The organism is Magnetospirillum fulvum (assembly GCF_900108475.1).
Classification (GTDB): Bacteria; Pseudomonadota; Alphaproteobacteria; order Rhodospirillales; family Magnetospirillaceae; genus Phaeospirillum; species Phaeospirillum fulvum_A.
Genome location: NZ_FNWO01000004.1, coordinates 250,858 through 275,458, shown reverse-complemented (window position 1 = coordinate 275,458; position 24,601 = coordinate 250,858). Strand labels below are relative to the sequence as shown.

At 67.1% G+C, this 24,601-nt stretch carries 17 protein-coding genes and 1 riboswitch; of the genes, 3 read left to right on the top strand and 14 right to left on the bottom strand.

What is annotated here, in order from left to right; genetic code table 11:
- Positions 1 to 3: 3 nt before the first annotated feature.
- A complete protein-coding gene (locus BLW40_RS06745) occupies positions 4 to 900 on the bottom strand; it encodes a helix-turn-helix transcriptional regulator (protein ID WP_074766797.1) in 897 nt (298 codons plus the stop codon).
- A gap of 269 nt (positions 901 to 1,169) precedes the next feature.
- Between BLW40_RS06745 and exbB the strand changes: the two genes are divergently transcribed.
- The 3 genes from exbB to BLW40_RS06730 are packed head-to-tail and all read left to right on the top strand — an operon-like array spanning position 1,170 to position 3,099.
- Complete coding sequence (gene exbB, locus BLW40_RS06740; RefSeq protein ID WP_074766795.1) at positions 1,170 to 1,970, top strand: tonB-system energizer ExbB; 801 nt, start codon at positions 1,170 to 1,172, stop codon at positions 1,968 to 1,970.
- Positions 1,970 to 2,386 carry a TonB system transport protein ExbD gene (gene exbD, locus BLW40_RS06735; RefSeq protein ID WP_074766793.1) on the top strand — a complete coding sequence of 139 codons (417 nt, stop codon included), beginning with the start codon at positions 1,970 to 1,972 and terminating at the stop codon, positions 2,384 to 2,386. The genes exbB and exbD overlap by 1 nt, the downstream gene beginning before the upstream one ends.
- Entirely contained in the window at positions 2,383 to 3,099 is a 717-nt protein-coding gene (locus tag BLW40_RS06730) for an energy transducer TonB family protein (RefSeq protein WP_074766791.1), read from the top strand. Before exbD ends, BLW40_RS06730 begins: the two co-directional genes overlap by 4 nt.
- Positions 3,100 to 3,141: 42 nt before the next feature.
- Here the strand turns inward: BLW40_RS06730 and BLW40_RS06725 are convergent, their stop codons facing one another.
- From BLW40_RS06725 to BLW40_RS06665, 13 genes are all read right to left on the bottom strand, one after another.
- Positions 3,142 to 4,158, bottom strand: coding sequence for a magnesium chelatase ATPase subunit I (locus tag BLW40_RS06725; protein WP_074766789.1), 1,017 nt, complete (start codon positions 4,156 to 4,158; stop codon positions 3,142 to 3,144).
- Positions 4,155 to 6,104, bottom strand: a complete 1,950-nt coding sequence (locus tag BLW40_RS06720; protein ID WP_074766787.1) for a VWA domain-containing protein — start codon at positions 6,102 to 6,104, stop codon at positions 4,155 to 4,157. The genes BLW40_RS06725 and BLW40_RS06720 overlap by 4 nt, the downstream gene beginning before the upstream one ends.
- Positions 6,085 to 9,669, bottom strand: a complete 3,585-nt coding sequence (locus BLW40_RS06715) for a cobaltochelatase subunit CobN (protein ID WP_074766786.1) — start codon at positions 9,667 to 9,669, stop codon at positions 6,085 to 6,087. Before BLW40_RS06715 ends, BLW40_RS06720 begins: the two co-directional genes overlap by 20 nt.
- Positions 9,666 to 13,439, bottom strand: a complete 3,774-nt coding sequence (gene cobN / locus BLW40_RS06710; RefSeq protein WP_074766784.1) for a cobaltochelatase subunit CobN — start codon at positions 13,437 to 13,439, stop codon at positions 9,666 to 9,668. The genes BLW40_RS06715 and cobN overlap by 4 nt, the downstream gene beginning before the upstream one ends.
- Positions 13,426 to 14,430, bottom strand: a complete 1,005-nt coding sequence (locus BLW40_RS06705; RefSeq protein WP_074766782.1) for a radical SAM protein — start codon at positions 14,428 to 14,430, stop codon at positions 13,426 to 13,428. The genes cobN and BLW40_RS06705 overlap by 14 nt, the downstream gene beginning before the upstream one ends.
- Entirely contained in the window at positions 14,423 to 15,205 is a 783-nt protein-coding gene (locus BLW40_RS06700; protein ID WP_074766780.1) for an ABC transporter ATP-binding protein, read from the bottom strand. Before BLW40_RS06700 ends, BLW40_RS06705 begins: the two co-directional genes overlap by 8 nt.
- Entirely contained in the window at positions 15,202 to 16,227 is a 1,026-nt protein-coding gene (locus tag BLW40_RS06695) for a FecCD family ABC transporter permease (RefSeq protein WP_021132120.1), read from the bottom strand. Before BLW40_RS06695 ends, BLW40_RS06700 begins: the two co-directional genes overlap by 4 nt.
- A complete protein-coding gene (locus BLW40_RS06690) occupies positions 16,224 to 17,072 on the bottom strand; it encodes an ABC transporter substrate-binding protein (protein ID WP_074766778.1) in 849 nt (282 codons plus the stop codon). Before BLW40_RS06690 ends, BLW40_RS06695 begins: the two co-directional genes overlap by 4 nt.
- Positions 17,073 to 17,083: 11 nt before the next feature.
- Positions 17,084 to 17,899 carry an energy transducer TonB gene (locus BLW40_RS06685; protein ID WP_074766776.1) on the bottom strand — a complete coding sequence of 272 codons (816 nt, stop codon included), beginning with the start codon at positions 17,897 to 17,899 and terminating at the stop codon, positions 17,084 to 17,086.
- Entirely contained in the window at positions 17,896 to 19,863 is a 1,968-nt protein-coding gene (locus BLW40_RS06680; RefSeq protein WP_083386669.1) for a TonB-dependent receptor plug domain-containing protein, read from the bottom strand. Before BLW40_RS06680 ends, BLW40_RS06685 begins: the two co-directional genes overlap by 4 nt.
- Before the next feature lie 282 nt (positions 19,864 to 20,145).
- A riboswitch (cobalamin riboswitch) is annotated at positions 20,146 to 20,327 on the bottom strand.
- A gap of 150 nt (positions 20,328 to 20,477) precedes the next feature.
- Positions 20,478 to 22,574, bottom strand: coding sequence for a site-2 protease family protein (locus tag BLW40_RS06675; RefSeq protein ID WP_074766773.1), 2,097 nt, complete (start codon positions 22,572 to 22,574; stop codon positions 20,478 to 20,480).
- A 3-nt stretch (positions 22,575 to 22,577) separates the two neighbouring features.
- Entirely contained in the window at positions 22,578 to 23,879 is a 1,302-nt protein-coding gene (locus BLW40_RS06670) for an efflux RND transporter periplasmic adaptor subunit (protein ID WP_074766771.1), read from the bottom strand.
- Positions 23,876 to 24,601, bottom strand: coding sequence for an efflux RND transporter periplasmic adaptor subunit (locus BLW40_RS06665; RefSeq protein WP_074766769.1), 726 nt, complete (start codon positions 24,599 to 24,601; stop codon positions 23,876 to 23,878). Before BLW40_RS06665 ends, BLW40_RS06670 begins: the two co-directional genes overlap by 4 nt.

Genomic DNA, 24,601 nt, shown 5'->3' with positions numbered 1-24,601 from the left:
GGATCAATCGAGCGCGCCCCGGCGCGCCTCGCGCGGCAGCACTCCGAATTGCTTACGAAAGGCGGCGCTGAAATGACTGACGTTGCTGTAGCCCAGCCTCATCGCGGTTTCGGTCACGCCGTGCTGCTGCAACAGGGCGCGGGCGCGGTCCATCCGTTCGCGCTGGAACAGCGCATAGATGCTGTCGCCGAACAGCGCCTTGAACCCGCGTTTCAGTTTGAGCTGATTAAGCCCGGTCTCGCGGGCGAGGTCGGCAATCGTCGGCGGGGCGGCAATATCCAGAAGCAGCCGCTCCCGCGCCGCCAGCAGCGCCTTGCGCTCGCGCAGCGAGATCGGACCGCCCGCCTCTTTGGATTGATACGACCCCAGGTGCCAGGCGAGGAACTCCAGCGCGGCGGCATGGATCAGCAGACGCCGGGGCGTCGGGTCGTCGATCAGCCGGGCCAGACGGGCGGCGGCATCGCAGGCGCGGCGGTTATGCCCGTTGCGGTAAACGCAAAATCCACCGCACAGATCGGCCGCGATCCGGTCGTAATCGCTGCCCGCCAGATCGGAAAGGGCGTCCGGCGTTATCATCAGCTCGACATTTCGGTAGTGGCCCGGAAGGGTCAGGCTGAACCGCTCGCCCGGGGCATAGCTGGTCAGCAGATTGCCGGCTTCCAGCAAAAAGGCGTCGCGACCGAACGCGACATCGACCGGTCCATCGAACAGGCAACTAAAGTGAACGCAGGCGTGATCGTTGCACGCGGCGATCCGAACCGGCGCCTCGTTTTGGAACGACACCAGCGAGACCGAGACCCCCGGCAGCAGATCGACCGGTTTGACCGCGATTCCCGGTGGCCTGTCCGCCGTCGCCGGGCTGAAATCGCTGAAAAATTCCGATGAGCGCAACTCGTACAAGGAGACCTCCGTCCTGTTCGAGGCGATCGCCGGTTCCCCGAACCTTCGCCGAAGAAGCCCCGAACAATGATGATTTTAACTATTAATCTCAAGATATTTTTCGGGAGGCGGCCGGTACGGGCCGAAAGCGGGCGATGATTAGCGCGGATTGGAAAAGCGGGGGAAACGACCAAAAGTCGTATTGCAATCCATTATCGTTCGCAATATCAATTCCGATCATATCCCTCTTGACCGAGGGGTGGCATCGACAGCAACAAGGCATCGACATCATGGTGAAGGCTGCGACCATTCATCCTTTGGCCTTGGCTGGCCTGGGGCTCGCCCTCGTCCTGGCGGGCGGAACGGCCCAGGCTCAGCCCGCCCCCGTTTCCGTTCCCGGGCCGCTTCCCCACGATCTGTCGCCGTGGGGGATGTTCACCCATGCCGATCCGGTGGTGCAGACGGTGATGATCGGGCTGGCCCTGGCCTCGGTCGCGACCTGGACGGTCTGGCTGGCCAAGACAATCGAACTCTACCGGGCGCGGCAGCGGGTCCAGGCCGTGCTGGACGGACTGGACGGAATCCGCTCGCTGGCCGAGGCGAATCGCCTGATCGAGGGCCGCTCCGGGCCGGAAGCCCACCTGATCCGCGCCGCGATGGCCGAAGCCAAACTGTCGGCCGGAAGTCGTGGTGAGGGGCTGAAGGAACGGGTGGCGACCCGGCTGGAGCGGATCGAGGTGGCGGCGGGACGGCGGATGGCAATGGGCACCGGCATCCTGGCGACGATCGGCTCGATTGCCCCCTTCGTCGGCCTGTTCGGCACGGTATGGGGAATCATGAACAGCTTTGTCGGTATCAGCAAATCGCAAACCACCAATCTCGCGGTGGTGGCCCCCGGCATCGCCGAAGCCCTGCTGGCCACCGCGCTGGGACTGGTCGCGGCCATTCCGGCGGTGGTGATCTATAACGCCTTTGCCCGCTCGGTCTCCGGCTACAAGTCATTGCTGGGCGACGCCGCCGCCCTGGTGCTGCGGTTGGTCAGCCGCGATCTTGACCGCCGGGCCCTGCCCTTGCGCGAGGCGGCGGAGTAATGACGGTCAAGCCCCAGTCCGGCGACGATCTCGGCGAAATGCACGAAATCAACGTCACCCCGTTCATCGACGTGATGCTGGTTCTGCTGATCATCTTCATGGTTGCGGCCCCGCTGGCGACGGTCGATGTCAAGATCGACCTGCCCAGTTCCACCGCCGAACCGGCCCCCAAGCCGGACAAGCCGCTGACGGTGACGATCCGGGCCGACGGCACCCTGGCCATCGGCAACGACACGGTGGCGAAGGAGGCGCTGTCCCACGCCCTGACCGCCGCCAGCAACGGCGACACCGAACAACGGGTGTTCCTGCGCGCCGACAAGACGATCGAATACGGTGCGCTGATGGAGGTGATGGATAGCCTTCGCGACGCGGGTTACCTGAAAGTGGCCCTGGTCGGGCTGGAAGGACGGTCATGACCGGGGCGGCACGAGCCGAGTCCTGGAACGAGACCGGCGCCCGGCTGTGGGGCGTGTCGGGCGGGCTGGTGCTGCTGCTGCATGCCAGCCTGATCGCCAGCGCGATCTCGTGGAAAACGGCCCATCCCCCCGCCCCGCCGCCGCCAGAGCCGATGATGATCGAGTTGGCACCGCCGCCGATGCCCGAGGCACCGCCCAAACCGGTTGTTACACCGCCGCCGCCCCCGAAGCCGGTCGAGCGCAAAGTGGTTGAGCCGGTCAAACGTCCGCCCCCGCTGGTCCGCAAGGCCGAAATCGCGTTGCCCAAGCCGGTCGAAGCCCCCCCGACCCCTCCCACGGCGGCTGCGCCGCCCGAACCGCCACAACCCGCCATCGCTCCTGCGACACAACCCGCTCCGGCCCAACCATCGGCGGCGGCAATCGACGCCCGCCGCGCGTGGCAGGGTGCATTGCGGGCCCATCTGGAACGCCACAAACGCTATCCCCGCTCCGCCCAGGCGCGACGACAGGAAGGTATCGTCACCGTTCGCTTCACGATGAACCGAAGCGGCGAAATCGTCTCGTCCCGGCTGGAGCGAAGCAGTGGAGCCGCCATCCTCGACGACGAAGGGCTGGCTCTGCTGGAGCGAGCGCAGCCCCTGCCCGTCCCGCCCCCCGACGTCAAAGGCGACACCATCGAACTGGTGGTCCCGATCGAATTCTTCCTGAAATAGCCCCGCCCGAGATCTTGGCCAAAGAGCGCGACACGATCCTCGTCAGGCCGCATCGGGACGGAACACATCCTCGAACGGACGGCGGCGCTGCCGATGCGGCAGAACCAGACTCTGCGCCTCGTCCAGATCGGCGGCGATGACCTCATCGCGTCCGGCCCAGGCGGCCAGGGCCTTGGCGGTCTTCAGCATCACGATGTCGGCGCGATGCCCATCGACTCCGGTGGCAAGGCACCGATGGGCGATATCGAGCAAAATCGCATCCGTCGCGACAAGGCGGGGACGACGCGCGATCGCGGCGGCAATGCGGGCGCGCAACGCCTCGGTCTCTCTTGCCCAACCCAGGCCGAACGATTCGGGATCGGCCTCGAACGCGGCGCGGCGTTTGATCACCTCGACCCGCTGTTCCGGCACGGCCAGCCCCTCGACCTGAACGCACAAGCCGAAGCGGTCGAGCAATTGCGGGCGCAACTCGCCTTCTTCGGGATTCATCGTCCCGATCAGGGTAAAGCGGGCGGGATGGCTGACGCTGATCCCTTCGCGTTCGATGGTGTTGACCCCCATCGCCGCCGAATCGAGCAGCACATCGACGACATGATCGTCGAGCAGATTGACCTCGTCGACATACAGAATGCCGCGATGGGCGGCGGCGAGCAGACCCGGCTCGATCCGTTTTTTGCCCTCGGTCAGGGCGTGTTCAAGGTCAAGGGTTCCCACCACCCGGTCTTCGGTGGCGCTGATCGGCAATTCCACCACCCGCACCCGCCGGGTGACGGTGGGCAGAGACTCGCCCGCGGCGACCCGCGCCCGCACCTCGGAACTCATCGCCTTGGGATCATCGGGGTCGCTCTGGAACGGGCAGCCCTCGACCACAGCGATATCGGGCAGCAACGCGGCCAGCGCACGAACCGCTGTCGATTTGGCGGTCCCTTTCTCGCCCCGGATCAGCACGCCGGACAGGCTGGGATCGATCACGTTCAGGATCAACGCCGTCTTCAGCCGCTCCTGGCCGACGATCGCCGCGAAGGGATAGAGCGGGCGGAGGGGGTCGATAAGGCTCACGATTGGAACTCCTTGGCGAAATGAACCAGATCCTCGGCGCGAAGATCCTCGGTGCGCAGGCAGGGGGCGGCCAGCGCGGCGGCCAGCCGCCCGGCCAGATCAAGCCGGATCAGGCCGGGCGGTTCGGTGTCGATGACGATGAAGCGTGCGGTGGCAAACCGCTGCCCCAGTGCGGCGGCCAGACGTAGCGCCTCTTCGTGCGGCGGACCGCCGCCCAGACCGGCATTGGCGCGGCCATCGGTCAGGACCAAGACCAGCGGCCGGGTGGCGGGGTCACGACGGCCGACCCGGTCGAGCAGACGAGCCGCTTCGACCAGACCGGCCGAGAGCGGGGTCCGTCCCCCCACTGGCAGATCGGCCAGCAGGCGGGCGGCGCGTTCGACCGACCCGGTGGGCGGCAGCACCGTTTCGGCCCCGGTGCCGCGAAACACCACCATCGCCACCCGGTCGCGTTTTTGATAGGCGTCGAGCAGCAGGCTGAGAATCGCCGCCTTGGTCTCGACCATCCGCCGGTGCGCCCCCATCGAGCCCGAGCCATCGACGACGAACAGCAGGAACGAGCCGACCCGACGTTCGCGCCGCTTCTCGCGGATGTCTTCGGGACGAATGCGGATGGCCAGCCCCGGCCCTTCGGCCCTCCGGCGCAATTGATGCGGCGCGGCGGCGCGCAAGGTGGCGTCGAAGGCGATATCGTCGCGCTCGCGCCGGGGCGTGCTGGCGACCATCCGTCCCTGGCGGCTGGCCGACAGCGAGCGGGCCCGCCGCCCCGACCCGGTCCGCAGCAATGCATCGCGCGGCTCGGACCCCAGCGGACGCGGCGTGAACGGCGTGCCGATGGACTGAACATCGCCATCGTCCCCGGCAGGGCCAGGGGCTTGCTCCGCCGACTCGGCAGCAGAGGGCGGCGGCGGCGCTTCGTCGCCCTCCTCGGCCCCGCTCTCCTCTTTGTCCTCCGATCCGTCGGAATTCGGCGCGGACTCGCTCTCCCCGTCCTGGTCTGATTCCGCTGAATCGTCGGACGGTGGCGGCGGCGGAGCAGGCGGCGGCGGCGGGGGGGGCAGATCGGGCGTGGCCCCTCGCATCCGGTGCAGCAGGGCGAGCGGCGCGACCTCGGTGACATCCTCGGCGGTGACGATATCGCGACCATCCCAGGCGGCATGAGCGCGGGCGGCGCGGGCGATCGCCAGATCGGCGCGATGACCGGCAACATGATTGCGGCGGCAGATTTCGGCGATAAAGCCCTGCATCGGAGGCGGCAGGGTAATCTGGGCCAAAGCGGCCCGGGCGCGAACGATCCGCCCGGCCAGGACGGACTGAGCCTCGGCCCAGCCCTGGGCGAAAGCGGTGCCGTCCTGCTCGAACGCTTCCCGCGCCCGCATCAGGGCGACACGGGTCGCGGGATCGCTCTCCCCGCTCACCGCGACCGCCAGCCCGAAACGGTCGAGCAATTGCGGTCGCAGGTCGCCTTCCTCGGGATTCATCGTGCCGATCAGGGTGATCCGGGCGGGATGGACGAGGCTCTGGCCTTCGCGCTCGACCCGGTTGACCCCGCTTGCGGCAACATCGAGGATCGATTCGACCAGATGATCGTCGAGCAGATTGACCTCGTCGATGTAAAGGATGCCCTGATCGGCGCGGGCCAGCAGACCCGGCTGGAAACGGGCCTGCCCCTCGGCCAGGGCCGCCTCCAGATCGATCGAGCCGATCACCCGATCCTCGGTGGCCCCCAGCGGCAGATCGACGAACGGGGCCGCCCGTCCCTCGGCAAGCCGGGGCAGCAGCGCGGCCAGACCGCGCGCGGCGGTCGATTTGGCGGTCCCCTTCTCGCCCCGGATCAGCACCCCGCCGATGGCGGGATCGATTGCCGCCAGCACCAGCGCCAACCTCATCCGCTCCTGACCGCACAACGCGGCGAAGGGATAGACGCTATCGGACACGAAAGACATGGGTCCACTCCTTGACGGCGCTCTCGGTCAGGATCGTCACCGCGCCGCCCTGAAACTCGCCCTCGACGGTCCCGCGTCGCTCTTCCTGATCGCCTTCGACCGCCAGCATGGCCGCCTGAAGCGCCGACAGCCTGGCCGCGTCGATCTGCCACAGGCCGCGCGCCTGGGCTTCGAGCAGACGGCGAACGATCTCGTCCAGCGCATGCGGGTTGGTTTGCAACAACCAGTCGCGGGTGGCGCTATCGCCGACCAGACGGTCATGCACCGCGTCGAACTGCGCCCGGCTGACGGCATGAGCGGTCGCCGACCAGCCGAACAGCCGGTTGACCCGGTCGCTCATCGCCTGGGCGCCGCCATAGCCTTGTGTCCTGGTCCGGGCCAGCCAGGCGGGATTGAGCAGGGTCAACGCCAGCGACTGGGTCAGTTCCTCGGCCAGCGAGCGGACCTCGCCCTCGGGACCGGTCTGACTGTCCGACCAAAACAGTCGCATCCGGCCCCCGCCCAGACCGCGTTGCGCCGCCGCCGCCGCGCCGCCGCCCTCGATTCCACAGGAACTCGACAGCAAATCGGCCTCGGGCGATCCCTGGCGCTGACACCACAGATCGGTCCGCCGCAACGCCTCGGCATATTCCCCCAGCATCGCCTCGCCCCCAGCCAGCGCGATGCCGCCCGCGCCATAGGCCTGTCCGGCGCGGTTGACGACGATTTCGGCCAGATCGGCATCGCTGTCCCAGGCCGACGCATCAAGCGCCAGTCCCATCGCGCCGCCATAGCCGCCCTCGGCCGGACCGAACACGCGGGCCTGGGCCAGACGGCGCAGCACCGACCGCTCCGCGTTCATCGTCTTGCCCAGAACCGCGAGACGATCCTCGACATGGGCGCGCAGAAGATTGCGGTCGGGCGGCTCGTCCAGAGCGGCGACCAGGGCGACGGCGCGGTCGATCAGCCCGCACAGCCCCGGCAGGGTGTCGCGCACCACTCCGCTGATCTGCACCACCACATCGAGGCGGGGACGAGGCCGAACCGAGCCATCGGGATCGACGATCACCAAATCGGCCAGCGGGATCGGCTCGACCCCCTCGACCCGCCCATTGGCATCGCGACACGGGCGGCAGCCGAGCAGCCACAAAGCCTGAGCCGTGGTTTCCCCATCCGCCTGGAAGGCATCGCTAGACCACAGCGACAGACCGACCGTGCGGGGAAACGGCTCGTCACTGTCGGCGCTCCAGGCCCGGAGCAGCTTTTCACCCATCCGCGCCCCCACCGCCCAGGCGGCTTCGGTCGGAATCCGGCGCAGATCGACCCCGAACGGATTGCGCCCGGTGGGCAGGCACTCAACCCGACCTCGCGACAGATGCCCACCGGGACCGGGGGTGACGAACCGGCCGGACAGAGCCGCCAGCACCGCGTCGAGCTCGCCTCCGGTCTCGGCCAGGGCGGCGCGGAGACGATCCTCGTCAACCGGCCGACCGCTTGTCCCCCGCGCCTCCGCGACATAAAGCCCGGTATTGCTCTCGTCTGGCACCCGTCCCAACACATGCGGGTCGAGCGCCAGGGTTCGCGCCCGCAGGCTGCGCAATCGGCGCGGCAGGGATTCGATCGCGGTTTCCAATTCGGCGGCGGCGGGCGCGTCCCCGATCAGTCCCATCGCCCGCAGAGCAAGGCTCAACCGCGCCGCCAGTTCGCCCCGGCGCGCGCCCTCGGCCCCCCGATACTGACGGGTGATCTCTTCCAGTTCGTCCCAATCGCCGCCCAGACTGTCGGCGCGTGCGACCGGGGCACCAAGATGGCCGATAGTCACGGCACGGCCGCGACGACGCGCCATCATCGTCTCGCCCATCGCCGAAATCAGCGAGGGCTGGATCACCGGCAGATCGCCCAGGCTGAGAACGGGGTAGCACGATTCGGACAAAGCGGTGCGCTTGCCCGGCAAATATTCGAGCGGGCTTTCGCTGCCCATCACCACCACGGCATCAATTGTGCGGCGCAGGAACCAGAACGTCGCCAGCCAGTGGTGCGGCGGCGGAATCTGCGGATCGTGGAGGATGCGGCAGACCTCGCCGTCGCAGCGCGCCCGGTGACAGCCGCGCTTGGGCTCGGTCATCACCAGGATGTTGCCAAAGCGCAAGCCGCTGATCACCAGGGCGGGGCCACCCCCAACCGAGGCGGGCGCCACCATCGCCTGACCGGGAAAGGCTCCCCAGGCGGCGTCGATCGCGGTTTGCACCGGCTCGGGCAAGGATGCGAAATCGGCGCGGTAACTCGCTTCGTCGATCAAAGCCAACGCACCACCCCGGGCGATGATTTCGCCCGTCGTGGTCCAGCGGAATTCCTGCACCGCGCGGCGGTCGCGGATCAGATCGAGCAGGGCCGCGCCGTCGGCGGGGGGCGTGCCGACATCGTAGCCTTCGTCTCCCAGGCGATGGAGCAGCCGTACCGTGCTGTCCAAGGCATCAAGGCCGGGGGCCGAGCCAATCGTCGCTTCCATTCCCTTGCAGGGCGGATTGTGCAGCAGGATCGCGACGGATTTGTCGGATTTGTCTTTCTGGCGCAGGCGGATCAGGGCGCGGGTACGGCCAACCAGCCGGGCGATCTGATCGGCGACGGGAACGGCGCGGCGGATTTCTCCGTCGCCGCGCCATGTACAGGCGAACAAGGTGGGATCGGTGGTCCCCATCATCTCGGGCCGGGTCAGGCCAAAGATCACCGAAACCGGATTGAGCCCCCGCTCATCGGCGCGCCACCCTTCCTCGTCATGGCTCCAATCGCGCAGAAGCTGAATCACCGGCACGGCGTGGCGGGTGAAGGGATCGGACTCGATGTCGGCTCCGTGCAGACCGGCGGCGTTCCAGATCACGGCCAGCCGTGGCCCCAGCGCCTCCAGCCAAAGCGACAACGGATGATCGGGCAGCCCCCAGCCGCGCGCCAGATCGGAGGCGCAGAACAGCGCCACCGGGACCAGACCAGCCTCCTCCAGCCCGTCGATCAGGGCATCAATCGCCGCCAGATCGTCATTCAGCCAGGCATTGCGGTCGAACAATATCGCAACCGCCGGAGCCTCGGCGGCAAGACGCGAGGCGGCCCAGTCGAGATAGGCGGCAGAATCGTCCCAGGGCTGGAATGCGGCGGGATGATGGACGCCCAGCAGCAACGGCTCGGTCGGCGGCGGCGGCATTTGATCAATCCGACCGGCCCCCTGGAGCAGGGCCAGAACCGCATTCTCCAGGTCCGCCTCGGTCCCGGCGCGCAGATAGGACGACACCGTCGTTCGGCAGGCGGCACGAGCATCGCCCAGGGCGGCCCGGCTTTCCAGCCCGGCGGCAACGGCGAACGGACAGCGTTGCGCCGCAGCAATCACCGCGCCGAACCCGGCCGAGGCGCGGGTGACCTCGACCCAGGCGGCATCGACCAGGGCCACCGATTCCTCGGCAAACGCCGTCCAATCGATCGCGGCCGACTGGCTGAGGACGCGCACCGCGATCCCCCGCACGGCAAGACGGGCGGCGGCCCGGTCCCAGACGCGGTCAAGCACCGGGTGACTGAACAAAAAGGTGACGCGGATCATCGGGACTCTCCGGGGGACGACATCGTGTCCTCGATCAGCCCTTCGGCATCAAGGAACAGGGTTTCCAGCCGGTCGCGATCGGCACCCGGCTCGGCCCACAGGCCGCGCCGGATCGCTTCGAGCAGACGTTCGGCGATGGTGTGAAGGGCGTGGGGATTATGACGGGCGAAAAAGTCGCGCATCTTCGGATCGAAGGCGTAGGTCCGCGCCATCTCGGCATATTGCCAATCGTCGAGAATGTTGCTGGTCGCGTCCCATTGGAAGCAGTACTCGACCAGCTTGGCGAGGTCGCCCGCGCCCTTGTAGCCGTGGCGCATCATCCCCTCGATCCATTTCGGGTTCAGCACCCGCGTGCGGAAGATGAAGCGCCCTTCCTCGGCGGTCGAGCGCACGCGCGGACGGCGGGGATCGTTGGAATCGCCGGTATAGCTGGCAACCGTGCCACCCCCCGCCGCCCGCACCGCCGCATTCATCCCGCCGTGATAGGCGTTGTAATCGTCGCTGACGAAGATGTCGTGTTCGCGGGTGTCGGAATTCTTCACGGTCAGATCGAGCGCGCCCATCCGCCGACGGAAGGACTCGCGGCTTTCCTCGCCATAGGTTCCGGCCCCATAGGCATGGCCGCCCCAATGCAGATAGATCTCGCCCAGATCGGCGGCGGTTTCCCAGCCACCATCGCGCAACAGGGCGTTGACCCCGGCGCCGTAACAGCCCGGCTGGTCGCTGAACACACGAAAGGCGGCACGCCGCGCGATCTCGTCCTCGCCCAGCCCGGCGGCGCGCAGTTCGGCGGCCTCGATCGCGACATTGCGGGCCAGCATATTCTGGGTCGGTGGCTCGGCCAAAGCGGCGATCATCCGCGTTGCCGTGTCGATCAGCTCCATCACATTGGGGAAGGTGTCGCGGAACAGGCCGCTGGCCCGCACCGTGACGTCAAGCCGGGGAAAGTAGCGTTCCTCCAACGGAATCGGCTCGACCCCGCTGACCCGTCCACTGCCGGCCTCCCACACCGGACGCGCCCCGATCAGATAGAGAATTTGAGCGACATCGTCACCCCGGGTCCGCATCGTCGGGCTCGACCACAACACCATGCCGATCTGTTCCGGCCAGCGCCCGTGATCGGCGCGATAGCGCTCGACCAGGGCGTCACCCATCGCTTGGCCCGACACCCATGCCTCGGCCGAGGGAATCTTCAGCGGGTCGAGCGAATAGAAATTGCGCCCGGTCGGCAGAACATCGATCGCGCCTCGCGTCGGTGCCCCGCCCGGACCGGGGGGAACGAACCGCCCGGCCAGACCACGGGCGGCAAATTCCAGTTCGTCGGTGGTGGCAAGGACACGGGGGCGGACATCGTCGCGAACGAAGCGGAGCGCGCGGGCCACCCGAGCCGATCCGTTGAACCGCTCGGCGACGGCTTCATCAAGGGCCGCGTCACTCCACCCGGCGGCATCGAGCGCCGCCAAGGCCGCTTCGGCGCTGTCGATGATCCGGGCGATGGCCTGTCCCTTGGTGCCCCCGCCCGGCAAGGCTCCGCCAGGATCGTCGGCCAATTCAAGCAGATCAAGACCAGCAGCAGCAGCGATCGCCTCCCACAACGAGCCGCCCGCGCCATTGGGCAGCCGGGTCAGATGCACCAGGGTCGAGACCAGCCGGTCCCCCTCGGGCGGGCGGCCGAAGACATGGAGCCCGTCATTGATCGCGGTAACCTCGATTTCGCTCAAATAGCCGTGCAGCCGCCCCAACGCGTCGGTCGCGTCATGGTCGAAATCGGCGCGTGTCAGCCCCATGTCGCGGTCGAGATGAGCGGCTTCGATCGCTTCCCACAGCCGGTCGAACACCAACGGCAGCTTGGCCGGGTCTTCCTGAGCGGTAAAATAAGCGGTTTCGATCTGGGTCTCGACCCGGGCCAGCGGCTCGGACAGATCGGCGCTGGTCTGCGCCGGAATCATGTGGTCGAGAATGCAGGCATAGGACCGCCGCTTGGCCTGGGTCCCCTCGCCGATGATCCCGACATTATAGGGGTAGAGGTTGGGCAGATCGCGGATCGCCGCGTCGGGATGGCACCAATCCGACAGACCGACGCTTTTGCCCGGCATCCATTCCAACGTGCCGTGGGTGCCGATGTGAAACACCGCCTGAGCGCCGAACCCGTCGCGCAGCCAGCGGTAATAAGCGAGGTAATGATGGGTCGCGGGCAGGAAGGGATCGTGCACCGCCTTGCCGTCCGGCTGCGCCACCGCATCATCGCCATCCTCCATCCGGGCACGCGGCGGCTGCATACCGATGAAGACGTTGCCGTTGATCACCCCGCCGACCAGGATCTCGCCATCATGAACGAAGGTCCGCCCCGGCGGCTCGCCCCATTTGGCGGCGATCTCGGCCCGCAATTTGTCGTTTCGCTCGCCATCCCAGCGGATCGCGGTGTCGCGATTGATCCGTGCCGCCGCCTTCTGCGACATCAGGGCGGGCGGCAGATAGCGCCGGTCGTTGGTCAGCCGTGACAGCAGATCGTGGGCCAGACTCTCGCCATCGGGATAGGAATGGTCGAGCCGATAGCCCTCGGCGGCAAGACGGTCGAGAATCGCCCGGACACTCTCGAAACTGTCCAGCCCCACCGCCGAGCCCAGGCAATCGTTGCGGGGCGGATAATGGTGGAACAGAATCGCCACCTTGCGCTCGGCCGGTGGAACCGAGCGCAGCCGTGCCCAGTTCAGTGCCAGCGAAACGGCGTGACGGCACCGCTCCTCCACCGGGCGGCGGCGGATCAGCCGGGTTCCGGTCGATGCATCCGCCTCGGCATGTTCGCGGGTGGCAACGACGCTGCCGATCAAACAGCCGTCGAATTCCGGCTGGGCGACATTGGCCGAGACGTCGAGCGGAGTCACCGCCTGAAGGCTGTCCTCCCACTCGGCGCGCGGATTGGCGGTCAGGATCAGTTGCAGCACCGGCACGTCGAGATCGCCCAGCACCCGCGCCGTGTCGGCCCCCAATTGCGCCAGCGAGAAACTGAGCGGCGACAGCAACGCTCCGATCCGTCCAGCGAACCAGCGCGCGACCAGATCGGGCACCGACAATCCGCCCTGGGTCGCGCCACCGGCCCGGATGTGGAACAGGGCCAGCGCCAGCCCTCCCTGTCCTTCGATCTCGGCGATCAGGGCATCATAGGTCTCCAGGTCGCCCGACAGCCAATGCGGGCGATAGAACCACAGCCCGATCACCGGGCGGGTTTCGCCGTCGGCAAAGCGCCCACGCGCCCAGGCGAGATAGCTGTCCGGGTCGGAGGGACCGGCATAAGCGGGATGGTAAACCCCATCAATCGGCACCGGCGCAGGCGGCGGCGCGTCCTCGTCCCCCCTCACAAAGCGCAGCAGGTTGGCCAGATTCTCCGGCCCGCCCTGGGCCAGATAGGCGGTGCGGCGGCGATAGGCCGGGCTGCCGAAATCGCTGGAATGATCCTTCGCGATCGCCATCCCCTCGGGCGAGGCGGGCGCGGGCTGGACATGAACCAGCCGCCCGGCCGCCGCCGCAACGATCGTCTCGAACCCAGGAATCGATTCGGTCCCGCCATGGGGCAAGATGATGACGGCATGGGCCGTGGCGACCAGAGCCGCCGCCCGCTCGATCGCGGCACGGTCGAACAGATCGTCACGCGACCGCGCTGCCACCGCCAGCCCCAATCCGGGTCCGATGGTTCGCACCGCCTGTCCCAGATTGCCCAGGGAGGAACCGGTCGAATCGATCACGACGATCAGGGATTCAGGCTGGGACACGGATCGTCTCCGAAGCAGAAGGATGATGGGCGGCGCGGCGCAGAACGCAATCAAGCGCCGACGCGGCGGACGAAACGATGGCGCGGGCCGGACACCGCCCCCGGCACCCGGACACGGCGCAAGACCCGCAGAGGGTGCGGCTCGGACGCAAAGCGGACCCGGAAAGGTCCGGGCGATCGACAGTGCCCAGGCTGAATCCGTCCCGTCCGACCAGACTGGAACAGGGCCACAGCCCACCGCCGGGGACCAGCACGGCGGCGCGTCCCCGTTCCGCCGCGCAATAGGACTCGCTGGGGCCGCAGCCGACCATTCCCGCTTCACGCAGAACCAGCGGCCTTTGGCGGCGGCGATTGACCCAGTCGAGAGCTTCGACCAGCGCGCGGTAGCTTCCGGCCAGATCGGCGGGGCGCGGCAAGGCGATGTCGGCCCCCCGCCCGAGCGGACGCAGGATGTCGAGCCCGAGCGAACGGGCCATCGCGAACCCGCCCAGCATCAGGGCCAGATCGACCAGACCGGGCAGCGTTTCCGCCGACAGAGTGACGGTTACTCCGAACGCGATCCCCTCTGCCTCCAGCCGATGCAGCCCGGCCAGTACCCGCGCCGTCTGTCCGCGCACCCGGTCATTGAGTGGTGGCGGGCCGTCGAGACTGACCCCGACCCCCAGGCGATGCCGACGCACCAGGGCGATGAAGCGGTCGTCGATGGCCAGACCGTTGGTCTGAATCGCGATCCGCCCGGCGCCAGCCGCCCGAGCCAGGAACGCGACCTGATCGACGATATCGGGCACCAGCCCCGGCTCGCCCCCGGCAATCTGAAGTTGCGCCCCCGGCGCAAGACCCAGAGCGGCGATGGCCCGCCCGGCCAAAGCGGGGTCGAGATCCTCGCCCACCGGCCCGGCGCTCAGATAACAGGCGCGGCAGGACAATTGGCACCGCGTGGTTACCCACACCACCAGCAGATCGAGACCGGGACGAGGCATGGTCTCAGGCATCGACCTGGGCCAGCCCTTCCGGCACCACCATCAAGGCTCCGTCATGGGTTTCGATCCGGGCGGCGATGCCATAGATCCGGGCCAGAATAGGGGCGGTCAGCACCTCGCCCGGCGGGCCATCGGCCACCACCCGCCCTTCGGCCAGCAGAACCAGCCGGGTGCAATGCCGCGCCGCCAAGGTCAGATCATGCAGCACCACCACCGCCGCCCGGTCGCGTCCGGCCGACCGGCGCAGCAGGCCCATCACCTGAATCTGATGACCGGGATCGAGCCCGGCGACCGGTTCGTCGGCGAACAGAAACGGGGCATCGACAGCCAGGGCGCGGGCCAGCAACACCCGCGCCCGCTCTCCCCCCGACAAGCAGGTCACCGGCCGGTCGCGCAGATGGCCGATATCGGTGGCCTGGATCGCCCGCTCGACCGCCGCGATATCGCCCGGAGCAATCGCCTGCCAGGGGTCGAGGTGGGGCAGACGCCCCAGCGCCACCACCCGCTCGACACTCATCGGCCAGTGGCAATCGGGATTTTGCGCCAGATAGGCCATCGCCCCGGCGCGGGCACGCGACGGCCACTCGGCCAAGGACCGTCCGTCCAGACGGATGTCGCCGCGTTCCGGGCGAGCCAACCCGATCAGACAACGCAGCAGGGTGGTCTTCCCCGCGCCGTTGGGGCCGATCAGCCCGACCACCTCGTTCGGATCGAGACGGAAATCGACATCGTGCAGGATCGTGGCACCGTCGCGTACAAACGACAGACCGGTGGCTTCGAGGATCATGCCATCACCTTGCGGGTCTTCAGCACCAAAGCGAGGAAGAAGGGAGCCCCGACCAGCGCGGTCAGCACGCCCAGCTTCAGTTCAAGCTGGGTCGGTATCAGGCGCACCCCGATGTCGGCGGCCAACAGAAGAGCCATGCCTCCCAGCAGACTGGCGGGCAGCAACCGGCGCGGCTGATGGCCGACGAACGGGCGCAACAGATGCGGCACGACGAGGCCGATAAAACCGATTGCGCCTGTCACCGCCACCCCGGCCCCCACAGCGAGACCGGTGCCCGCGACCAGAAAGAACCGCACCCGCCCCAGCGAAAAGCCCAGGGTCCGCGCGGTATCCTCGCCCAATGCCAGGGCGTCGAGGGCTCGGCCCGACGACAGCAGCAACGCCGCTCCCACCGCCATGAACGGCAGCGACAGCGTGAAATGGTCGAGGCTGCGATCCTTCAGCGACCCCATCAGCCAAAAGACGATTTCCGAGGCCGAATGCGGGTTGGGCGACAGGTTGATCGCCAACGAAATCACCGACCCGGCCAGCGAACTGACCGCGGTTCCGGCCAAAATCAGGGTCAGCACGCCGGGATCGCGCCCCGCCAGCAGATAAACCAGGGCGATGGCGAGCAGGGCGCCCACAATCGCCGCGACCGGCAACGCCAGCGGAAAGGCGGTATAGAGGCCGAAATACAGCACCAGCACCGCCCCGAGCGCCGCCGCCGAGGAGGCCCCGACCAGACCGGGTTCGGCCAGCGGATTGCGCAGCAAGCCTTGCAACGCCGCCCCGGACAGGCCAAGCGTACCGCCGACACAGATCGCCAGCAGGACACGCGGCAGACGCAATTCCTGCATGATGATCGTCGTCGGATCATCGCCGGGGGCGAACAGGGCCGACAGCGGCACGTCGGCGGGACCAATCACCATCGACAGCACGGCCAGTATCGCGACCAGCCCGCCCAGCAACAGGAGCAACCGACCGTCATGGGCGGTGAACGAAGCCAGCCCCGAGGGGCGGGCGGACAAAATCGACCTCATCGTCTTCCTTCCAGAATGGCGCGATGCGTGTCGACCAGGGTCGACAGGGTGTCGATGGCGATCGGTGTCGCGGCCCCGCCGCACAACCAGAACGCCATCGGAAACTGAATGCGGGCGACTTGCGGCAACCCGCGCCGCAGCGCCGGATGAGCAAGAAAATCGGTGGCGATCCGAGGGTCGGCACGATCGCGGAGTTGATCGTCGAGCAGCACCTGGGGGGCTGCCATCAGCACGGTTTCCATCTCGATCGTTCCGGCCAGCCTTTGCCCCAGTTGGGCCGCGACATTGTCGATTCCGGCGGTCTGCATGATCGAATCGACCAGGGTGTCGGCCCCATAGGCATAGCCGCCGCTGCGATAGACCAGCCCGTGCAGGTGAGTCTCGGGTCTGCGCGCGGCGGCGTCTTCCTGCTGATGGGCAATGCGGGCGGCCAGGGCACGGCCGCGCTCTTCATGGCCCAACATCCTGGCGATATCGACGATCTGTCGCTTCGCCTGCTCGACATCGCGGGGCGGTTCCAGCCGAACCGCCCGAATCCCCAGCCGCTTGACCGTCATCGCGGTCGATCCGGTCCAGGTGCCATAGAACAGCACGTCGGGACGCGCCCGGATGATCTCCTCGGCGCTGCGTTCGTTGCGGGGCAAGCCTTCGGCCAGGGCCTTGATCTCGGGCAAGGTGGTCACTTCACCCCCCTTGGCCAGCGAGACGATCTGATCGCGGTCGGCCAGCACCAGAATCAACTGGTTGGCACAATTGTCGATCGACATCACCCGAACCTTATCCCCGGCCCCCGCCGGACCGGCCAGACTCAGGATCAGGATGGAAAGGATCGTCAGGCGGTACATGCGCCCCCTTCTCATTCGCTGCGAGCGACGACAACGCCGCCCAGTTGAAACCGGATTGGAACCACGATCGTCGCGGCACGAGTCTCGCCGCCCCGCCGCTCCGGGCGAAACCGCCAGCGCCGCACCGCTTCGACCGCCGCGTCGTCAAGAGTCTCGGACCCGCTGGAGGTGGCGACATCGACCGTTTCGACCCGACCGCTGGCATCGATGGCAATTCGAAGCTGAACCCGGCCTTCGAGCCCGCGCCGCCGTGCCGACAGCGGGTAAGGAGGCGGCGGAGAATCCAGCGGCTCGGCCTGTCGGTCGTCGCCCCGCCCTCCGCTCCCATGAGCGTTTGGGCTGCCCGCCGGGGCACCGCCGTCGCTCGCCGACGCCCTCCCCTCCCCCGGCCCGCTTGGACCGGGTCCGCCCGATCCGGATTCGCCGGTGGGCGCTGCCGCCTCGGCGGTTGGGGCGGCGGACACCGGCGCGGCCCGCGCCACGGGCGCCGGAGCCGGAACGGTCCGGGACACGGCGTCCGGTCGGACCGGACGGGTGAGCTTGACAGGACGTTGCGGCACGACGACCGGAGCGGGAACCGCCGCAGGCACGGAGGGAACCGCCGCCGCCGTCGCTGCGGGCGCGGACGGGGATTGCCCCCCGGACTCCGACTGGGCCGCTCCGTCGGCGGCGCTGACCAGGGCGATTTCGACCACCGTCTCGGCGGGCGGCAACGCGGTCTGCCCCATTCCCCACAGCACCAGCGCCAGCCCCCCGGCATGCAGGGCCAGCGAAAGCCCCCCGCCGACGGCACCCTGGCGGGGGCTGACGGCGGGGACCGGCCTCATTTCATTGCCTCGCGGGCCAGGGTGAGCGGCTCGAACGCGATCTTGACCCCGGTATAGAACGCGCGGCCCCCGGTCTCGGCATAGCCGTAGGCGGATTCGTGATAATCCTCGGCCAGATTCTCGACCCGGCCATAGAGCTGAACCCGGTCGGTCACATCGTAACTGCCAGAGATATCGAGTTGGACATATTGTCCCATCCGATTCGGGATCTTCGGCGAGGTCGAACGATTTTCCTGGAAGTCGGAACCGTAGATCGTCGAGACCGTCAGACGGGCCTTCTTTTCGAGAAAGCGCCAGGACAGATCATTGGCGACCTTGTGGCGCGGGCGGCGCGGCAATTCCGCCCAGGTCGCCCGGTCATAGGCCTGGGTGTAGGTATAGCTGGGCGAGACCTCCAGCGATCCGTCGTCATCGTTGAAGATCGTCCAGGTGAAAAAGGTCTCGACGCCATACGTCGTCGCCTTTTCCGTGTTCTGGTATTGTCCCGTATTGCCGATCGTGACGTAATTGATCAGATTGTCGATGTCGTTGCGGAACCACGTCACCCCGGTCTTGGCCGCGCCTTCCAACAGCTTCTGTTCGATTCCGACATCCCAGCCGCGCCCCTGTTCCGCCTTCAATCCCGGATTGGACAGCCCGGACGGGTAATAGATCTGGTAGAGAAGCGGGGCCTTGAACGTCGTGCCATACGAGCCCTTCAACGTCGTATCGGTGGGCAGGTGCCAGGCCAGGGTGGTGAACCAAGTCGGATTCCAGCCGAACACATCATGATCGGTGCCGCGCCAGCCTCCCCCCAGATCGAGTTGGTCGAACAGGTGGGCCTGATGCTGGAAGAACGGCGCGGTCGCCTGCATCGACGAACTGGTGATCTTGCTTTTCTGCTGATACTGCCGCTGCCAGTAATAGTCGCGGTTATCCTCGTAGCCGATCGTCGTCACATGATCCTTATCGAAGCGCAGATCGTTCTGCCACGAGGCGTTGACGGTGGTGCCCAGGTAAGCCGCACAGAGCGGCGACCCCACGGTACAGCCCGAGGTCGTCCCACCCATATTCCATTGATCATTGCGAATCGCGCTGGCATTGACGGTCTGGGTCCAGATTCCGTCCAACAAGGCGAGCGAGCCTTTGATCGCTCCGGTGTCGGTATGCTTTGCCTTCGAGCGGTTGGTGTCGAGCGTCCCGCTCCCGCTTTTGGTGCCGTCCGTCTCGGCCCAGAAATCGGTGTGCGAGCCCCGAATCTCGATCTCGGAATTGTCCGAGGGCGAAAAGCCTACCTTGCCATTGAAGGTATTGTTCTGCGCCCCGTCGCGCTCGGTTCCCATGCCCCGGTCTTGGGAAGCGACCGACCAGCCGGCGGTGCGGTAGCGCGACCAGCCGAAGGAATAATCGTAAGAGTCTCCACCGCCTCGGGCCGCGACATTCTCGCGGTTGGTGTCGTAGCTGCCCAGTTCGGTCTGAACCGTCACCGTCATCGGGCCTTTGCCCTTGCGGGTGACGATGTTGATGACGCCTCCGACCGCGTCCGACCCCCACTGTCCGGCGGCGGGGCCTCGCAAAACCTCGATCCGCTCGATATCGTCGGTGACCATCCAATCGAAATCGAAATTGTACATCGTGTCCTGGTAATTGGCCCTCTGGCCATCGATCAACACCAGGGTATGGTTGGCTTCGGCACCGCGTATCCTGACCTGCGCGGTCGATCCCATCCCGCCCTGCCGGGTCACCGACAGCCCAGGAACGCTTTTCAGAACCTCGTCGACCTTGGGAGTCTGGCGGGCGTCAAGCTCGTCACGCGTAATCACCGTCACCGAACTGCCGATCTGATCGATCGGCGTGGCAACGCGGGTGGCGGTCACCAGCATTTCGTCCATCGAGCCTTCGGTTTCGGCCCAAGCGGGAAAGGTGGCCAGAACCGCCCCCGTTACCAGCAGATGTGCCATCCGCCCGTTCTGCGTCATCCTCATCGTGCGTTCACAACCTTACGACCCATGCGTTGCCGACGACGCCTCGCCCCATCGGGCGAAACGCCATGCTCACGCGTCGTGCGAACGGATTGGTCACTCGGCAAAAACAGACTCGTCTTCCACGCAAAAGGCACGGAAAGACTGCCGGACAGGGATTACTCCCGCCGGTTGATTGGTCAGTGTCTGTTCAGGCCGAATATCATAATCACCCCCGCAGCGACGCAACAGCGCACCACCACGAGGCGACAAGAGTCGCTCCGACCGGGTATCCCGCCCGACGGATGGGTGATACTGGCAACGGCAGGTCTCCTGACTTGGGGATCTCTGGTCCTATCCCGCCTTCCCGGTTACCCAGTGGCGTTGTGGGAAGGACCTCCCCCCTTACAGTTGCGGGAACAGTCACGGACTTACACCGTGTTCCCTTGTGAACCCCGTCTCCGGGGACCGCTGCTGGCACTTGATTTACCCTGCACCGTCAGGACTGTCAATCGACGGTCAAAGTTCCTTTTCAGCCGACACGCCTGGATTTTCCGATGAGCCTCGGAGGTCATGTCCCGCCGAGTGGTGTAACAGCGTTCGCCTAGTGATGATGGCGCATCCTCCGCTTCGGTCGATCAGGTTCCCCACTCGCGGATCAGAATCGCGGCGCTGGTGCGGGCAAGACGCCCCAGCAGCGAGCGCCGCTCGCCGTCGATCTCGACCTGCCCGCGCTGGACCACGGTTGCGTTGATCGGTTCGGCCAAGCTTAACCGAATACGATAGACCGCGACATCCGGAATCAATGATTGCTTGTCGAAACGGGCGGGAATGGTGCCGCCATAGGGGACTGCCAGCGCCGGTTCCATCAGACTGCGGACAGCCATCCGATCGATTGCGACGACGGTGGCGTCTCGGGCCGGACCGGCACCGTCGGGCAGGAAAGCGGCGAAGGCACCGACCTCGATACGGGGCAGATCCTGCTCGGCGACGAAGGCTTCCAGCACCGCGCCCTGGCGCAGACTGAGGATCGGATCCTTGACGCCGATCCACTGCCCCGGTTGCAGATCGGGCGACAGATCGGTGACCAGACCGTCCAGCGGAGCGGTCAGGGTCAGGCGGGCAATGTCCTTCCGCGCCGCCTCGCGTTCGGCCTCGGCCGCCTCCAGTTCCTTGGCGATCGCCTGCGAGCGGCCGCGAAAGCTGTCCTCGAAGCTGACCGACCCCAGTTCGTATTTCAGCATCGCGATCCGCCGCTCGGCCAACTCGAGGCGATAGACGCTGTCGGGATTCTCCAGATCGACCAACCTGTCCCCGCTGGCGACGCGCTGCCCCTCCTTGACCAGAACCGCGTGCAGAATCGCCGGGGACGGGGCGTAGAGCGTGGCGTGATCGGACGCTTTCAGGATCGCCGGGGCGGCGACCCGCCCGCTCCACGGCACGACGCACAGCCCCACCAGCCCGACCAGGACGGCAAAGCTGAGCCACGAGCGCCGCGACGCCCCGATCCGCCCGGCCCGCTTGCGCCATTCGACGAATTCGAGAAAGAACGGCCGCAGCACGAACCAACCGATTTCGACGACGAACAGGAAGATTCCGACCACCTTGACGAAGAAATGATAGACCAGCACCGCGATGCCAAGGAACAGGACCAGACGATAGGCCCACACCACCCAGGCAAAGGCGATCAAGGCGGCTCGCCGCGGCGGCGGCAGCGCTTCGGGGGCGGGCTCGCCCAAGCGAAACAGGGTCTCGCGCAGCCACCACCGCGCCATCGCGAACGAGCGCGGATGCAGGTTGGGCATGTCGAGCGCGTCCATCAGCAGGAAATAGCCGTCAAAGCGCATGAACGGGCTGAGATTGATCGCCAGCGAACTGATCCAGGTCGTTGCCGCCAGGGTGAAGGCCATCCCGCGCAGATCGCCGTCGGGCAGCATCCCCCAGGCCAGACTGGCCCACACCGCCAGCGTCAGTTCCGACAAGATCCCGGCGCCCCCGATCAGCAGGCGCTGGCGGCGGCTGGTCAGCTTCCACGCCTCGTTGACGTCGGTATAGAGCACCGGCATCATCACCAGGAAGGCGACCCCCATCGTCGGCACCCGACAGCCCATCGCCTTCGCGGTCAGAGCGTGACCCAGTTCGTGAACGATCTTGGCCAGCCCCAGCGCCACGCCGAACGCCGCCAGCCCCGACAGCGAGAATTGATCGACGAAGGTGGTCGCGAAGCTGTTCCACTGCCGCCCGATCAGAAACAGCGCGACCAGCAGCGCCGCCAGGGTGGCCAGTCGGAACGACCGCCCGCCCAGCCAGGACACCAGCGGCAGCATCCGCCCCAACAGCAGGTCGGGCCGCACCAGGGGGATGCGGAAGAACAGGTAATGGTGCAGCAGCCACGTCGCCAGCGAGGTCTTCGCCGCGTCGGCCATCGCCAGCAACTGGGCGGTATATTTGGGGCCGCCGCTCTTCAGCAACTGGGTACGGGCGAAGAAGTCGGCGACGCCAATCACCTCGTCGGCGTCGAGATCGAGCGTCGTCTCGTGGCGGATCGCCTGGGCGACCGCCTCGGGATCGCCGAGATGCCAGCGCGACAGCACCTCGAACGCGGGCCAGCTCAGGCGAAAGAACTGGTTGCGCAACGGATCGTGCAGGGTCCAACTCGGCGCGCCGTCATGGCCGACCGGTCCGGGATGAACCGACAATTCATCGCGCAGCGGGGGCAGCCGGAGCGCCGTCATGGCTCAGATTCCCAGGGTCTGGCGCAACGTCACCAGCGGACGGCGGAACAGCCACCACACCAGCGGCACCTGATCGCCGTCGATCCGCGCCGTCCCCTTCATCCCCAGCCGCGGCTTGTCGTGCCCCTCGGCCAGAACGGCGCGAACGCGATGGGCCAGGGTGGCGTCGGGCCGGGCCGAGGCTTCATAGCCGACCGAGCGAACCACCGCGCGAACCGGGGTCAGCGGCTGGGTATTGAGAAACAGGGTCAACGGCGCGCCCGGCGTCACCTCGCCAATATCGGCCACCGCGACCCAGGCCTCGACCTCGGTGTCGATCTCGTCGGCGACGATCATCACCCGCTCGCCGACCGAAACCGGCTTGCCGGTCCAGTCGGAGGCGTCGTCGAACACGGCCAATCCGGCCTTGGGGGCCTTGACCTGAATCCGGTCCAGTTGGCTTTGCAGCCATTTCGATTCGGCGGCTTTTTCCTCGGCCTTGCCCGCCAGCAACGCCGCCTGGGCCTTGGCCTTGGGGTCGAACACCATCGCCTGGGCCGATTGACGATATTCGGTTTCGGCGGTGCCCTGCTGCTGGCGCGCCACGCTCAGGCGTCCGGCGAGAAGGGTGGTGTCGAGGTCGAACAGGGACTCCCCCGCCTCGACCCGCTGATTGGGGCGGACCAGGATGCGATCGACCACCCCGTCCATCGGCGAACGGACGATTTCGGGATGGGCGGGGACCAGATCGGCCGGGGCCAGCACCGACCCCGTCACCGGAAACAGCCCGATCAGCACCACCAAGGCGGCGACGATCCGGGCCTTGCGCGTCCTGAGACTCTTCAGCCGATCCGACCAGGGCGAACGGGGCCGCAACGCCAGACGGGTGAGGCGGGCCAGATCGGCCAGACGGCAGAGCAGAAACAGGTCGGCCTCGACCCACGGTTCTTCGCGGGCGAACAAGATCGCCTCGGCCCCCATCGGCACGATAAGGGCAAAGGCCGGCAGCCATTCGTCCCATTGTTCGGCCATAACCGGCGGCAGATCGGCGGCGGTGATGGCGCGGGGGGTGGCGGCCGCCTCTCCCCCCGCGAGATGGCGGAAGACCCGATCCAGCCACAGCACATAGGGACTGCCGGGTTCGACCAAGGCCGCCCCCGACAGGGCGACCACCCCGCTCTCGCCGCTCCACAGCACCGACTGCCGGTAATGGGCCAGCGCCAGCGCCTCGTTGACGGCGATGAAGGCGACCTCGACCGGACGCCGGGCCTGGAGCAGGCGCCCCTCGAGCTCAAGCCAGGCGACAACCGGATTGTGGGAGGTCATGACGGCGGCGACAGCAGCACCCTGCCCGACATCCCGGCGGTCAGTTCGGGATAGCGTCCGCCGATCGCGCCGACCACCCGAACCGACTGGCTGACCGGGTCGATCCGGGCTCCGACCCGCATCAGCTTGACCGGATAGGATTTGCCGGTTTCGTCGATCGCGACCTGGAACTGGTGACCCGGCTTCAGCCAGATCAGCCATTTCGACGGCACGACGAAATCAAGCTCCAGCACCGAATCGTCCAGGATGTCGAGCAGGGCCTGACCGGGTTGAACGAATTGCTGCTGACGCACCTTCTGTTCGACGACTCGTCCGTCGAACGGCGCGGCGACCGAACATTTCGACACCATCGCCGACATCGCCGCGACCTTGGCCCGGGCCTTTTGCGATTCCGCCACCGATAATTCGGTTTCCAGCTTGCCCACCGTTTGCAGTTCAAGCAGGCGCTGATTGACCGAAACCGTCTTGTCGGCGGCCGACAGCGACGCCCGCGCCTCGTCCAACTGGGCCCGATTGACCGAGCAATCGAACGAGATCAGCATCTGGCCCTTGGTGAAATGCTCCCCTTCGCGGGCGGTGATCCGCTCGACCTTGGCGCCGATTTCGGCGGCCAGGGTGGTGAAGTCGCGCGGGCTGAGCTGGGCGCGAATCTCTTGCGCCATGGCAGACGTCGCCGCGAGGCACAGCAGCATCGCGGCAACGCCCAAGACCGAACGGGTCAT